The following is a 13,505-nucleotide window of genomic DNA, read 5'->3' as shown; positions in this document are numbered from 1 at the left end:
GTCCTCTAGGGCCGCGCGCGGCCCGTGTCCCGCGGCTTGGGGTCCGCCTTCTGCCGGGGCAGGGTGAAGCCGAACACGGCCCCCTGGTCCGGCTCTCCGCGTGCCCAGACGGTGCCGCCGTGGCGCTCGACGATCCGCCGCACGCTGGCCAGGCCGATGCCCGTCCCCTCGAAATCCTCGGCCTGGTGCAGGCGCTGGAACACGCCGAACAGCTTGCCCACGTACTTCTGCTGGAAGCCCACCCCGTTGTCGGTGATCTCCAGGCCCTCGCCCTCGGCGTTGCGCACGGGGCTGATGCGCACCTGCGCCTGGGGCCGGTTGCGGGTGTACTTGACGGCGTTGCCCAGCAGGTTGCGCAGGGCCACCTGCAGCAGGAAGGGATCGGCCCACAGCGACGGCAGCGGGTCCTCGATGGTCCATCCGATGCGCCGGGCCTGCTCCTGCCGGTTGAACTCGGTGATCAGCTCGTCCACCAGCAGGCGCGTCTCCACCCGCCCGCGCTTGAGCGCGGAGCGGCCCATGCGCGAGAAGTCCAGCAGCGCGTCGACCAGGTGGCCGGCATAGGCCGCCGCCTCCTTGACGTGCGACAGGTAGCGCATCGATCGCTCGGACAGGTGCTTGCCCTCCATGTCCTGCACCAGGTCGACGTAGCCGGCGATGTGGCGCATCGGCGCGCGCAGGTCGTGCGACACGGTGTAGGAGAAGGCTTCCAGTTCCTTGTTGACGCGCCCCAGTTCAGTGGCCACCTCGGCCATCTCCTCGGCGCGGCGCAGCACGATGCCGATCAGCGCATGGCGCAGCTCGGCGGCCGCGCCTTCCTGCGCGGCGGACCAGGGGGCCGAGCGGCCGCGCACCTGCTCCTGCCAGCTGGCGAAGCTCTTGCGCGGATGGATGCGGCCGCCCGCGGCCCGCAGCTCCTTGCGCGGATCGCCGGCCCAGCGGATGGTCCTCACCCGCTCGGGGCGGAACCAGAGCACCAGGTGCTGGTGCACCTGCGAGATGGAGACCGCCAGCACGCCCGAGGCCTGCGCGACGTACTCGGCGGCCGGCGGGTAGTCCTCCGCCAGGCGGTCGGTGCTCCAGACGTCGCGGTTCTTGGCGGCGATCCACCTGGCCAGCGCGGCGATCTGGGCGCGGTCGGGCGTGTCGCCGGTGGTCCAGCAGTCCTCGTCGAGCAGCACCGCGGCGCCGCCGGCCTGGGCCAGGCGCAGCAGCGGGGCCGGCTCGGCCACCATGCGATGCAGCGTCGCGTCGCCGTCGGCCAGGTGCGAGACGATGTTCAGCGTCAGCTGGCGCAGCTCCAGGCGCGCGGCCACCTCGGTGGTGTCCTCGCGGGCGCCGATCTGCATGGAGAGCAGCCGGCCCAGGTGCTCGCAGGCGGCCCGCGTCTGGAAGGGCAGGTGGCGAGGCGCGTGGTCGTGGCAGGAGATCAGGCCCCACAGGCGCCCCTGGACCATGATGGACACGGACATCGACGCCAGCGTGCCCATGTTGCGCATGTACTCCAGGTGCACGGGCGACACGCTGCGCAGGCCCGCATGGGACAGGTCGAGCGCGCGCGCGTCCCAGGCCGGGTCGCCGCTCACCAGCGGCACCGGCTCGTAGGTGGCATCGGGGATCAGGCGGATGTGGTTGAGCAGGTACAGCTCGCGCGCCTGCGGCGGCACGTCCGAAGCCGGGAAGCGGTGGCCGGCGTAGGAGTCGTAGCCGGGATCGATCGCCTCGGCCAGCACCTCGCCGTGGCCTTCCTCGTCGAAGCGGTAGACCAGGGAACGGCCGAAGCCGGTCAGGCGCTTGATCTCGGCCGCCGCGAGCGTGGCCATCATCGGAACCGAGTCGGCCTTCTGCAGCTGGGGCAGGAAGTGGCGGGCCAGCGAATAGATCGGGGCCTGCGTGCCGGTTTCCTTCGAGGCCGGCTCGAACTCCAGCACGGTCAGCTCGCAGCTGCGGTGGCCGGCCACGTCCAGCGCGGTGCCGCCCAGCTCGATGCAGCCGAGCGCGGCCGGGCCTTCACCGGCCTGCAGGGCGCCCAGCGGGTCGCGCACCAGGGCCGCGGCCTCGGCGGCGCGGTCGGCATTGCGCCAGTTGGCGCTCCAGGCCGCGAGCCTGCCCTGCGACGAGAGCACGGCCATCCAGCCGTGCGGCTGGATCGCGCCCGGCACCCGGATCGGCTCCTGCGCGCACAGGAGCAGGTCAGGCAGCGGCGCGTTCATCCAGCAGGGTCTCGAAGGTCGCGATGAGGGCCTCGAAGGTGCGCACGGCGGCGTCGACCGCACGGGCGCGGGCGCGGGCGTCGTCGTCCAGGTGCTCCTGGACCAGCCCGCGGTACTCGCGCCAGCGCGCGGCGGTGCCGCTGCCGCAGCCGTTGAAATAGGCGCCGCCGTTGTCGGCGTCGATGCCCAGCCGGTGGCGCAGGCTGGCCGCGATCAGCTGCCCGCCCAGGGCCGAGCCTTCCATCACGTAGAGCGAGCCCAGCGCCTCGGCGCGATCGGCCAGCGCCGGCACCACCGCCAGCTGCGGGCCCACCACCGGCAGGCCCAGCGCGGCCAGGTCCTGGTCGACCAGGAACGCGCGGCGCCCGCGGGCGAACCACGGCAGCATCGGCCGAGGCAGGGCCCGGGCCACTGCGGGCTCCCAGCCGTGCAGGAAAGCGCCGAAGCCTTGCAGCACGCGGCCGTAGTGGCCCCGGCCGAACGGGCCGCCGAGGCCCACCAGGCATTCGATGCGGGCATGGTGTCCTGCCGTCGCCTCGCGCAGCGCGGCCAGGGTGTCTTTCGCGGCCGCCACAGGCGTGCCAATGGATGTCGTGTACTGCTGGGGACCAGCCATCGGGGAGTTGTTGTCGGGGTGGGAAGATGAGGGAGCGGCGAACGCCACCCTCGCGGAGACGGGCCGAGCATGCCAGAGGCCTTCCGGCCGCCGTGTAGGACGGCTCCCACAAAAGCCGTCGGTTTCACGCGGGACCGGGGCCAGCTCTAGCGCAGGAGGGCCACCGCCCCGGAGAAGGTCAGGAAGGCCGCGGCCGTGGTCAGCAGGATGATGCGGGCGATGCGCCCGTTGTCGGCGCCGAACCGTTCAGCCAGCAGCGACACGTTGCTGGCGCTGGGCAGCGCGGCCACCAGCACCATGACGGTGAGCGCGAACCGGTCCAGGCCCAGCCCGAGCGCGATGGCGCCGCTGCCGGCGGCCAGCACCACCAGCGGATGAGCGACCAGCTTGGCCAGGGCCACCGGCACGAAATCGCGCCAGGGCAGCGGCTCGTGCTCCTCGGCCGCCGCCAGCCGCTGCGAGCGGGCCAGCACGGCGCCGATGGTGAAGAGCGCCACCGGCGAGGCGGCGTCGGCCAGCAGGCCAAGGGTGGCCATCACCGGCTGGATGGGCTGCAAGCCCAGCCAGGACGACAGCCCGCCCAGGGCGATGGACCAGGGCATGGGGTTGGTGGCCATGCCCCTGAGCGCCTTGCGAGCCGCCTCGCGAGCGCCGTGCTCGTCCGCGCTGTCCAGCCGCGACAGGGCGATGCACAGCGAAGAGGTGATGACCAGGTCGATCAGGATGGTGAGGATGGCCGGCCCGGCCGCCTGCGCGCCCAGCAACGCCACCAGCAGGGGCACGCCCATGAAGCCGGTGTTGGGAAAGGCGGCGACCAGCGCGCCGAAGGCCGCGTCGTTCCAGCGGATGCGCTCGTTCAGGCTGAAGTAGACCGTGCCGGCCACCATCAGCAGCGCGCAGGGCAGGTAGACGGCGAAGGCCGCCGCGTCCAGCAGCTGCCCGATGGGCGTGCTGGCGCCGAACCGGTAGAGCATGCACGGCAGCGCGAAATAGAGCACGAAGGTGTTCAGTCCGCCGATCGCCTCCAGGGGCAGCATGCGGTTGCGGGCGGCCAGGTAGCCGCACAGCACCAGTGCGAAGAAGGGAAAGGTGATCTTCAGGATCTCGAGCACGGCCTGAATTGTCGCGCCAGCGGACGCGACTTCGGGCCGGCCGGCGACGCGTTCCCGCCGCCCGGGCCGGCAATATGACCGGGGGGCCCGCGGCCCCGGCCGGTATCATCGGCCGCCCTTTGCAGACCCACCTTTGATGTCCGGCCTCAACCTCGCGCAGCAGGAAGCAGTCAATTACATGCAGGGGCCGTGCCTGGTGCTGGCGGGCGCCGGATCGGGCAAGACGCGCGTCATCACGCACAAGATCGGCCGGCTGATCCAGACCGGCGTGGCCGCCAAGCGCATCCTGGCCATCACCTTCACCAACAAGGCCGCCGCCGAAATGCGCGAGCGGGCCAAGTCGCTGATCGGGCGCGAGGCCAAGGAAGTGGTGATCTGCACCTTCCACGCGCTGGGCGTGCGGCTGCTGAGGCAGGACGGCGAGGCGCTGGGCCTGAAGGCGCAGTTCTCCATCCTGGACAGCGACGACGTCACCTCGATCCTGAAGGACGCGGGCGGCACCACCGACGCCGCCACCGCGCGCCAGTGGCAGTGGGCCATCAGCCTGTGGAAGAACATGGGCCTGAACGCCGCGCAGGCCGAGGCGCAGGCCAAGGACGACCACGAGCGGGTGACGGCGCGCATCATGGCGCGCTACGAAGAGCGCCTGACCGCCTACCAGAGCGTGGACTTCGACGACCTGATCAGCCTGCCGCTCAAGCTGCTGCGCGACCACGAGGCGGTGCGCCGCAAGTGGCAGGAGCTGCTGGGCCACGTGCTGGTGGACGAGTACCAGGACACCAACGCCACCCAGTACGAGCTGCTCAAGCTGCTGGTGGGCGACAAAGGCCGCTTCACCGCGGTGGGCGACGACGACCAGTCGATCTACGGCTGGCGCGGCGCCACGCTGGACAACCTGCGGCGCCTGCCGCAGGACTGGCCCAACCTGAAGGTGGTGAAGCTGGAGCAGAACTACCGCTCCACCAGCGCCATCCTGCGGGCGGCCAACAACGTCATCCAGCCCAACCCCAAGCTGTTCCCCAAGACCCTGTTCTCCGAGCTGGGCGAGGGCGAGCCGGTGCGCGTGGTCGACTGCGACAACGAGGAGCACGAGGCCGACCGCGTGGTGGCGCGCATCCAGTCGATCCGCGCCAACGGCATGGGCAAGGAGTGGAAGGACTTCGCCGTGCTGTACCGCGCCAACCACCAGGCCCGCATCTTCGAGCAGGCGCTGCGAAAGGCGCAGGTGCCCTACAAGGTCTCGGGCGGCCAGAGCTTCTTCGACCGCGCCGAGATCCGCGACCTTTGCGCGTGGCTGCGCCTGTGGGTCAACAACGACGACGATCCCGCCTTCCTGCGTTCGATCACCACCCCGAAGCGCGGCATCGGCCACACCACGCTGCAGAACCTGGGCACGTTCGCGGGCAAGTACAAGCTGTCGCTGTTCGCGGCCCTGTTCTCGTCCTCGCTCGGCTCGGTGCTGCCGGCCAAGGCGGTGGGCAGCCTGCACGAGTTCGGCCGCTACGTGAACGACCTGGAGTTCCGCGCGCGGCGCACCGAGGGCGCCGAGGACGCGCGCGCGTTCCTCACCGAATGGCTCAAGGACATCGGCTACGAGAAGCACCTGTACGACAGCGAGGAGAGCGAAAAGCTCGCCGCTTCGCGCTGGACCAACGTCATGGAGTTCTGCGACTGGATGGCGCAGCGCTGCGGCGGCCAGATCGACGACACGGCCGGGGTCTCCATCACCAGCGACAAGAAGAACCTGCTGGAGGTGGCGCAGACCATCGCGCTGCTGTCCACCATCAGCGAGCGCGAGAAGGACCAGAACGTGGTGACGCTGTCCACGCTGCACGCGTCCAAGGGCCTGGAGTGGCCGCACGTGATGCTGGTGGGCTGCGTGGAAGGGATGCTGCCCTTCAAGCTCGATGACGACGACGGCAAGAAGGGCCAGGCCAACGAGAGCATCCTGCAGCGGCTGCAGGAGGAGCGGCGGCTGATGTACGTGGGCATCACCCGCGCGCAGCGGTCGCTGGCGGTGAGCTGGACCAAACGGCGCAAGAAGGGCCGCGAGATGGTGGCGGCCCAGCCGAGCCGCTTCATCGCCGAGATGGCGCTGGACAAGGCCACGGTGAAGGAAGACCCGCGCGAGAAGCTCAAGGCGTTGCGGGCCGAGTTCGCCAAGAAGAGCGCGGATGCCGCGGCGGCGTCTGCGGCAGCGGCGGCGGCGGGGACGCCCTGAACGCGCAAGCTCTGGATTCCCGCCTGCGCGGGAATGACGGCCGTTTGTCGAAGTCGTGCCGTCGTCCCCGCGCAGGCGGGGACCCACCGCAGCGCGGCGGCGCGGCTTGCTATAACGCGCGGCTCATGACCGGCTCCTTCCTCCAACGCGTTTTGGCCGCGCTGCTGCTCGGCCTCTGCCTCAATGCCGCGGCCGCGGAACCGACCGACCCGTGCCCCACCCCCACCAACGTCACCCCGCAGCAGCTCGTCGGCCTCTGGCGCGCCGAGTTCATGGGCCAGCCGCACGGCGGCACGCTGCTGCTGGAGCCGCACCGCGAGTACGCGCAGAGCCTCTCCGGCGAGATCAACCGCGATGGCCATCGCGCACGGGTCGCGGCCGACCTGGAGGAAGGCGAGTTCACGCTGGAGGAATCGGCCGACGGCCAGCGGATCACCGCGACGTGGCTGGGCGACGTGGTCGACGGCTCCTGCGGCAAGGAGATCCGGGGGCGGCGCGAAGGGGGCTGGGACGGAACATTGCCGTTCGTGCTGCGCAAGCTGCCTTGAACCGGCGCGCGCTGGCCCTGCGAACAACTTGATGCAAGACCACCGCTGAGCCCGGGCGGACGCTCGCCGCCCCGCGCTAGCATCGGGCCGATGCCGATTCCCCTCTCCGGCCGGGCGTTCGCCTGGCTCCTGGTGGCCGCCGGCGGCGCGCATGCGCAAGAAGCCTGGCAGGCCTGCACCCTCCACAACGACGCGACCCTGCGGCTCGCCTGCTTCGACCGCTGGGCCGAGGGCCAGCGCGCGCCCGCCGCGACGGTCGACGCACCGGCCACATCGCCCTCGCCCGCGACCTCCACGGCGCCCGCACTTGTCACGCCGCCCGTGGCCGCCGCACCCGCGCCCGCGGAACCGCCCGTCGTCTCCGCCCCCGGCACCCGCCTGGGCCTGCGGCTCACGCGCCGCGAAGGCTGCCGTGATCCGCGCTACTCGGACCTGTCGCGCTTCTGGGAGCTGGAGCCGGGCGCCGATTGCGGCACCTTCGGCATCCGCGGCTACCGGCCGATCAGCCTCGGGCTCGTCGGCGCCAACAGGGTGAACCGCCTGCCGACGTCAGGCAACGAAACCAACAATGCGCTGACGTCCCAGGACTTCCGCACCACCGAGTTGCGGCTGCAGCTGTCGGTGCGGACCAAGGTCGCCCAGGGCCTGCTGGTCGACACGCCGGAGAAGCGGGACTCGCTGTGGTTCGGCTACTCGCAGCAGTCTTACTGGCAGCTGTTCACGCCGGCACTGTCGCGACCGTTCCGCAGCACCGACCACGAGCCCGAGGTGGTGTACGTGGCGCCGCTGCAGTCGGCCATGCCTGGCCAATGGCGCGTGCGCTACACGGGCCTGGCCATCACGCACCATTCGAACGGCCAGTCGCTGCCGCTGTCGCGCAGCTGGAACCGCGCCACCCTCATGGTCGGTGCGGAACACGGGCCGGTGCAGTTGCACGCGCGCCTTTGGCGCCGCCTGCCCGAGGGCGGCACCGATGACAACCCGAACATCACCGACTACATCGGGCGCGCGGAACTGCGCGCCGAGTGGCAGGCCGGCGGCGGCAACCTGTGGGCCGTCACGGCGCGGCATTCGCTGCGCAGCGCGGGGCGCGGCTCGGTGCGGCTCGAGTGGTTCCGCAGCCTCACGGACAAGGAGACCGGCGCACCGGGCGGGCTGCAGTTGCACACCCAGCTGTTCAGCGGCTACGGCGACAGCCTGCTGGACTTCAACCGGAGCCGGCTGATGTTCAGCGTGGGGCTGAGCCTGGTGGACTGGTGATCTAAAGTCGGCGGGCGGGCCGTTGCCCGCGAGGGAGATCGACATGGTCCAGCCCACCGCGGCCTTCACCGGCCCGCGCTTCTACGACGAGGACATCGGCCCGGTGCAGTTCGACCCGTTCGCGGCCGACCTGGTGCAGCGGTTGCCGGCCGGCTTCGCGGGCGAGGTGCTGGAGATCGCCTGCGGCACCGGCATCGTCACGCGGCGCCTGCGAGAACGGCTCGCCCCGGGTGCGCGGCTGGTGGCGACGGACCTCGCGCCAGCGATGCTGGACCACGCGCGCAAGCGGCACGCCGGCCTGGCGGTCGACTGGCAGGTGGCCGATGCCATGCAGCTGCCTTTCGGGGCCGCCGCCTTCGACCTGGTGGTCTGCGGCTTCGGCGTGATGTTCTTCCCCGATCCGGCGGGCGGCCTGCGCGAAGCCCGCCGCGTGCTGCGCCCGGGCGGGCGCCTGCTGTTCAACGTGTGGAGTGCGATCGAGCAGAACCCGCATGCGCTGGTCAATGCGCAGGTGGTCGAGTCGCTGTTCCCGGGCGATCCGCAGATGAAGTTCCGCACGCCCTATTCGCTGGCCGACGTGGACGGGCTGCGGGCGCTGCTGGCCGCGAGCGGCTTGCGGGAGCGGGCGATCGAGACGCGGCGCCTGCCCATCGAGGGCGACCCGCGCCGCATCGCGCAAGGGCAGATCCGTGGCACGCCGCGCTCGGCCCTGATCACCGAGCGTGGCATGGCGCTGGAGAAGGTGATCGACGACGTGGCGGCGGCGCTGGTCGCTCAAGGGGGCGATCCCTATCGCGGCCACGCCCAGGCCGTGGTGGTGGACGCCGAGGCGGCTTGAAGGGCCGGGCCCGCCGGCCCGCTCAGAGCGTCAACTCGTACTGCACCGTGATCGGTGCGTGGTCCGAGAATTTCTCCTGCTTGTAGATCGACTCGGTGCGCGCGAGCTGGCCGATGCCCGGCGTGGCCAGGTGGTAGTCCAGCCGCCACCCGACGTTGTTGGCGTAGGCCTGGCCGCGGTTGCTCCACCAGGTGTAGGACTCGTCGGTGGTGTCGGGCCTGAGGTGCCGGTAGACGTCGACGATGCGGTGCTCGTCCAGCAGGCGCGTCATCCACGCGCGCTCTTGCGGCAGGAAGCCGCTGTTCTTGCGGTTGCTGCGCCAGTTCTTCAGGTCCTGCTCCTTGTGGGCGATGTTGACGTCGCCGCACAGCACGAACTCGCGCTCGGCCTTCAGCCGCGCCAGGTACGGCTCGAACTCGTCCAGGAAGCGGAACTTGGCCTGCTGGCGTTCCTCGCCCGACGAGCCGCTGGGGAAGTAGGCGCTGATGATGGAGAACCTGCGCGCGGGCGTGTCGAAGCGCAGCTCGATGTAGCGGCCCTCAGCGTCGAACTCGGCGGAGCCGAAGCCCACGACCACGTCGCTCGGCTCGTGCCGGCTGTACGCGGCGACGCCCGAGTAGCCTTTCTTCTGGGCGAAGTGGAAGTGGCCCTTCAGGCCGGCGATGTGGTCGAAGCGGCCCTGGACGTCCTCGGCCTGGGCCTTGACTTCCTGCACGCAAATACAATCCGGCTTCGCTTTCGCGAGCCATGCCTCGACGCCCTTGCTGGCGGCCGAACGGATGCCATTCAGGTTGAGGCTGGTCAGTTTGAACAAGGAATCCCCCATGTCGGCAGCGCTCGGCCAGGACGCCCTGGCGCAGGACTTCGTTGAGTTCTCGGTGGAATCGGGTGTGCTGCGGTTCGGCGAGTTCAGGACCAAGGCGGGACGCCTGTCGCCCTACTTCTTCAACGCCGGCCTGTTCGACGACGGCGCCAAGCTCGGCCGGCTGGCGCAATTCTATGCACGCCGCATCCTCGCCTCGGCCATCGAGTTCGACATGCTGTTCGGGCCGGCCTACAAGGGCATCCCGCTGGCCGCGGCGGTGGCGGTCGAACTCGCGCGCGCCGGGCGCAACGTGCCCTATGCGTACAACCGCAAGGAAGCCAAGGACCACGGCGAGGGCGGCACCCTGGTCGGCGCGCCGGTGCAGGGCCGGGTGCTGATCGTCGACGACGTGATGTCGGCCGGCACGGCCGCACGCGAATCGATCGCCCTGATCCAGGCCGCCGGCGCCACGCCCCACGCGGTGGCGATCGCGCTGGACCGGCAGGAAAAGGCGACGGAGAACGGGCAGGATGTAGAGCACAGCGCGGTGCAGTACGTGCGCAACCAGCTCGGGCTGCAGGTGTGCGCGATCGCGAAGCTGGCGGATCTGCTGGCCTACCTGCAGGGCAAGGGGACGGGGGAGCTGGGCGAGCATTACGCCAGGGTGCTGGCGTATCGGGAGCGGTACGGGGTGGAGTGAGCGGGGCGGCGCGCGGGCCCAAAAAAAGAGCCGCGCGAGGCGGCTCATCAAGTGGCTCCCCAGGCCGTTGAAAGCTATCTTCGAAAGATCAGCACCCGGTTGTTCCCCGTGTCGCTGGTGATCAGGGCGCCCGGCGTCAGCAGGACATGCGACGGGCGGTAAAGGACGTGCGCATCGATCACCAGGGGCGGGTCGATGATCCCGTCACCGTTCTGGTCCGTCGTCGCTGCCCCCAGAAAGTCCGGTTGGCCCAGCACGACATCTGCCGGCTGGTAGTTCTCCTGCGGAAAGGAATTCCAGATCAGGACACGGCTGTTTTGCGTGTCCGCGACCGCGAGGCTCACGCCATCCGAGTGAACGCCGCTTGGCTCGCCCAGCGTATGGGCGGTAGGCTTGTCGGCGCGGACGTCCCCGACGGGCGGGACGTCATTGAAGTGCGCGCCGGTGAAAGTCGAATGGCCGAGCACGATGTCTGCGGGCTGGAAGTTGACGGTCGGGAACGTCTTCCAGATCAAGACCCTGCTCGCGAGTTTGTCGACGACCACGAGCCGGTCGTCATCCGTCCAGACGTCGACCGCCTGCACGAAGCGAGCCGAGGTGTGGTCCACGGAATTGGAGCGCCCGTCCTGCTCTTCATCCCGGAACGCACAGTGAAGCAGATCGCCCTGGCCCAGCACCAGATCCGGCTGCGGCGCGAAGGACCCAGGCGCGGGGATGGAGTTCCACACGAGAACACGGTTGTTCAGCGTGTCGGCGACGATCAACTTGCCTGCCGGTGAGATGGCGACGCTGTCCGGCCGGTTGAGGCCCTTTGGTCCACAGCCAGGTTCAAACGAATCGAAATCAGGCTGACCGATCACGGACGTGGGCTCGGGCGGCGCCTCACCTTCCATCGGAATCCGGTCGTAGATGAGGACGCGATTCGACCCGGAGTCGGCCACGGCCATTCTTCCGGCGCCGGTGGCCACGTCCAACGGCTTGTTGAAGCCGCCACGCGAAGTCGAGGGTGCCGAGCTTTGGAAATTCGGTTGACCCAGAACAGCCACCGCGGCTCCGCCTGACACCGTCAATCCGTACAGAAGCACCCGGTTGTTCTTGAAATCCGCCACCAGCAGAGCCCCTTCCGGCGTGAGCGCCATCCCGACGGGAACATCCAGGCTCGCAGCATTGGGCTCCTGCCCCTGATCAGCCAGACCGCTGCCCATGGTGGGCTGGCCAAGCACCACGCTGGCAGCCTGGAACGTGGTGAACAGCCGCGGAGCGCTGGCGTCGCCGCCGCCGCATGCGGCAAGACAGAAGGGCATCGCGAGTGCGAGGACAGTGCGCGCTATGCGTCGATTCGATGGATGCAAGGACATGGTGGTTGTGAGATCAGGTTGAGCCGAATGGCCCCGCGATGCTTCCCACCCGCAGCGCGCCGCGGAAGTCCGTAGGTCATCGCGCAGGTGATTCCTGCAGCGCTCCGCAGCAGCCCTGAATGAAAGAGCCGCTCAGGGCGGCTCCTGGATCGGCACGCACTTCACGCACGAAGCGATCCGATCACCTCCCGAACCTCAGCACCCGGTTGTGCAAGAGGTCCCCCACGAACAACGACTCAGGCGTCAGCAGCACGCGCATCGGGTAGTTGAAGACCTGCGCGGTGGGCGCATCGGCGCCGCCGTCGTTGTTCCCATCGTTGGAGACCGACTGATTGAATGTCTGGTGACCGAGCACGACTTCCGCCGCCTGGCCGTTGTTGTCGGGGAAGGTTCGCCAGACCAGGACCCGGTTGTTGAGTGAGTCGGCAACTACCAGCGCGTTGCCGTCGGAGTGGACGCCTTCGGGGTCGCGCAGCGTGCTGGCCGTCGGCTGGGCGCCGCCGTCGTTGGGCGCCGAGCTGGTGAAGCTGGGATGGCCCAGCACGAGGTCGGCGTCCTGGAGGTTGGCGCCCGGGAAATTCCGCCAGATCAGGACGCGGTGGTTGCCGCTGTCGGCCACCACCAGCCGGGTGTCGTCGCTCCAGACGTCGACGGGGAATGCGAGGGTTCCCCGGCCCGCCACGTCTCCGTTCACGTCGTTGTTGTTGCGCACGCAGCGGTCCGGCCGGCTTTGCCCCAGCACCAGGTCAGGGGCCGGGATGGGGGCTGCCACGGGCACCGTGTTCCACACCAGCACGCGATGGTTCACGGCGTCCGCCACGATCAGTCTGCCCAGTGGCGTGATCGCCACCGCTGTCGGGAAACTCAGGCGATTGGCCGCGCAGTCCGTCAGCGCCGACTCGAAATCCGGTTGACCGATGACAGCGGCAGGTTCCGGCAGGGGCATGCCCGCCACGGGCACCTCGGCGTAGACCAGCACGCGGTTCGCGGCCGAGTCCGCGACGGCCATCCTGCGTGCACCCACGGGCCCACCGACGGCCACTCCGAACGGACCCGAGAGGCCTCTACGAGTGAGCGAAGACGAGGAACCCTGCGCAGTGAGCTGGCCGAGCACAGCACTCGCCGCCGCACCGGACGTGCCCGGGATGGCTTCGAAGAATGCGACCCGGTTGTTCGCCTGGTCTGCGACCAGCAACCCGCCGGCGGGCGTCATGGCGAGCGCCGAGGGCAAGCTCAGGCCGGTCGCACTGGTGGACTGCCCCTGGTTGGCGAGGCCACTTTCCAGGTTTGATTGGCCCAGCACGACGCTGGCGCTCTGGAAATCTACAGGGCCGATGGGGGTTGGGGCGGGGGACGGGGCTGGTGTCGGAGCCGGAGCCGGAGCCGGAGCCGGAGCTGGAGCTGGAGCTGGAGCTGGAGCTGGAGCTGGAGCTGGAGCCGGAGCTGGAGCTGGAGCTGGAGCTGGAGCTGGAGCTGGAGCTGGAGCTGGAGCTGGAGCTGGAGCGGGTGCCGGGGTTGGTGCTGGGGCCGGGCTTGGAGAGGGAGCGGGGCTGGGCGATGGAGCCGGGCCAGGAGCCGGTGCCGGTGCCGGCGCACCCGGCACCGGCGCGGGCATGTCGTCGCCCGACCCACCGCCGCCGCAAGCGGCCATCAGGAATGAAACGGCCAAGGGAATCCACACGCGTGCGGTGCCGGGATGTCGGATGGGCATGGTGAGTACCGGTTGAAGGTTGAGCCGAAGTAGCCCGGGAATGCTCCCCACCTCGCTGACCACCGGGAACGACCAAGGTCCTTCGCTGCGGGTCCGAGGATGAGAAGCATCGACGCCTCCCTC

At 70.0% G+C, this 13,505-nt stretch carries 12 protein-coding genes; 6 read left to right on the top strand and 6 right to left on the bottom strand.

The genetic code is table 11. From position 1 onward, the window contains the following. Positions 1-5 precede the first annotated feature (5 nt). The 3 genes from ASG30_RS05740 to ASG30_RS05730 form a co-directional block, all read right to left on the bottom strand. Positions 6-2,213 carry an ATP-binding protein gene (locus ASG30_RS05740; protein ID WP_055893917.1) on the bottom strand — a complete coding sequence of 736 codons (2,208 nt, stop codon included), beginning with the start codon at positions 2,211-2,213 and terminating at the stop codon, positions 6-8. Further along, positions 2,194-2,829 carry a biliverdin-producing heme oxygenase gene (locus tag ASG30_RS05735; protein ID WP_156385437.1) on the bottom strand — a complete coding sequence of 212 codons (636 nt, stop codon included), beginning with the start codon at positions 2,827-2,829 and terminating at the stop codon, positions 2,194-2,196. Before ASG30_RS05735 ends, ASG30_RS05740 begins: the two co-directional genes overlap by 20 nt. Positions 2,830-2,975: 146 nt before the next feature. Beyond that, positions 2,976-3,941, bottom strand: coding sequence for an AEC family transporter (locus ASG30_RS05730; protein WP_055893913.1), 966 nt, complete (start codon positions 3,939-3,941; stop codon positions 2,976-2,978). Between the two features lie 136 nt (positions 3,942-4,077). Here ASG30_RS05730 and ASG30_RS05725 point away from each other — a divergent pair, with 136 nt between their 5' ends. From ASG30_RS05725 to ASG30_RS05710, 4 genes are all read left to right on the top strand, one after another. Next, entirely contained in the window at positions 4,078-6,162 is a 2,085-nt protein-coding gene (locus ASG30_RS05725) for an ATP-dependent helicase (protein ID WP_055893911.1), read from the top strand. A 125-nt stretch (positions 6,163-6,287) separates the two neighbouring features. After that, a complete protein-coding gene (locus tag ASG30_RS05720; protein WP_055893909.1) occupies positions 6,288-6,710 on the top strand; it encodes a hypothetical protein in 423 nt (140 codons plus the stop codon). Positions 6,711-6,800: 90 nt separating this feature from the next. Then, positions 6,801-7,970, top strand: coding sequence for a phospholipase A (locus ASG30_RS05715; protein ID WP_082521925.1), 1,170 nt, complete (start codon positions 6,801-6,803; stop codon positions 7,968-7,970). A gap of 43 nt (positions 7,971-8,013) precedes the next feature. Further along, positions 8,014-8,808 (top strand): class I SAM-dependent methyltransferase, encoded by a 795-nt coding sequence (locus ASG30_RS05710; protein WP_055893904.1) that lies wholly within the window; start codon positions 8,014-8,016, stop codon positions 8,806-8,808. Positions 8,809-8,830: 22 nt separating this feature from the next. Here ASG30_RS05710 and ASG30_RS05705 read toward each other — a convergent pair whose 3' ends face one another. After that, on the bottom strand, positions 8,831-9,622 hold the full coding sequence (locus ASG30_RS05705) for an exodeoxyribonuclease III (protein ID WP_055894003.1): 792 nt from the start codon (positions 9,620-9,622) through the stop codon (positions 8,831-8,833). A 10-nt stretch (positions 9,623-9,632) separates the two neighbouring features. Here ASG30_RS05705 and pyrE point away from each other — a divergent pair, with 10 nt between their 5' ends. Beyond that, positions 9,633-10,313 carry an orotate phosphoribosyltransferase gene (gene pyrE / locus ASG30_RS05700; protein WP_055893902.1) on the top strand — a complete coding sequence of 227 codons (681 nt, stop codon included), beginning with the start codon at positions 9,633-9,635 and terminating at the stop codon, positions 10,311-10,313. Between the two features lie 74 nt (positions 10,314-10,387). Here the strand turns inward: pyrE and ASG30_RS05695 are convergent, their stop codons facing one another. Then, entirely contained in the window at positions 10,388-11,671 is a 1,284-nt protein-coding gene (locus tag ASG30_RS05695; RefSeq protein ID WP_156385435.1) for an NHL repeat-containing protein, read from the bottom strand. 181 nt (positions 11,672-11,852) lie between these two features. Continuing rightward, positions 11,853-12,974 (bottom strand): hypothetical protein, encoded by a 1,122-nt coding sequence (locus ASG30_RS05690; protein WP_200947253.1) that lies wholly within the window; start codon positions 12,972-12,974, stop codon positions 11,853-11,855. 59 nt (positions 12,975-13,033) lie between these two features. Here ASG30_RS05690 and ASG30_RS22845 point away from each other — a divergent pair, with 59 nt between their 5' ends. Beyond that, complete coding sequence (locus ASG30_RS22845) at positions 13,034-13,387, top strand: hypothetical protein (protein WP_200947251.1); 354 nt, start codon at positions 13,034-13,036, stop codon at positions 13,385-13,387. Positions 13,388-13,505: the final 118 nt, after the last annotated feature.

Source organism: Ramlibacter sp. Leaf400 (genome assembly GCF_001424545.1).
Taxonomy (GTDB): Bacteria; Pseudomonadota; Gammaproteobacteria; order Burkholderiales; family Burkholderiaceae_C; genus Ramlibacter.
Note: the sequence above shows the minus strand (reverse complement) of the source record. Positions and strands in the feature narration are given on the sequence as shown.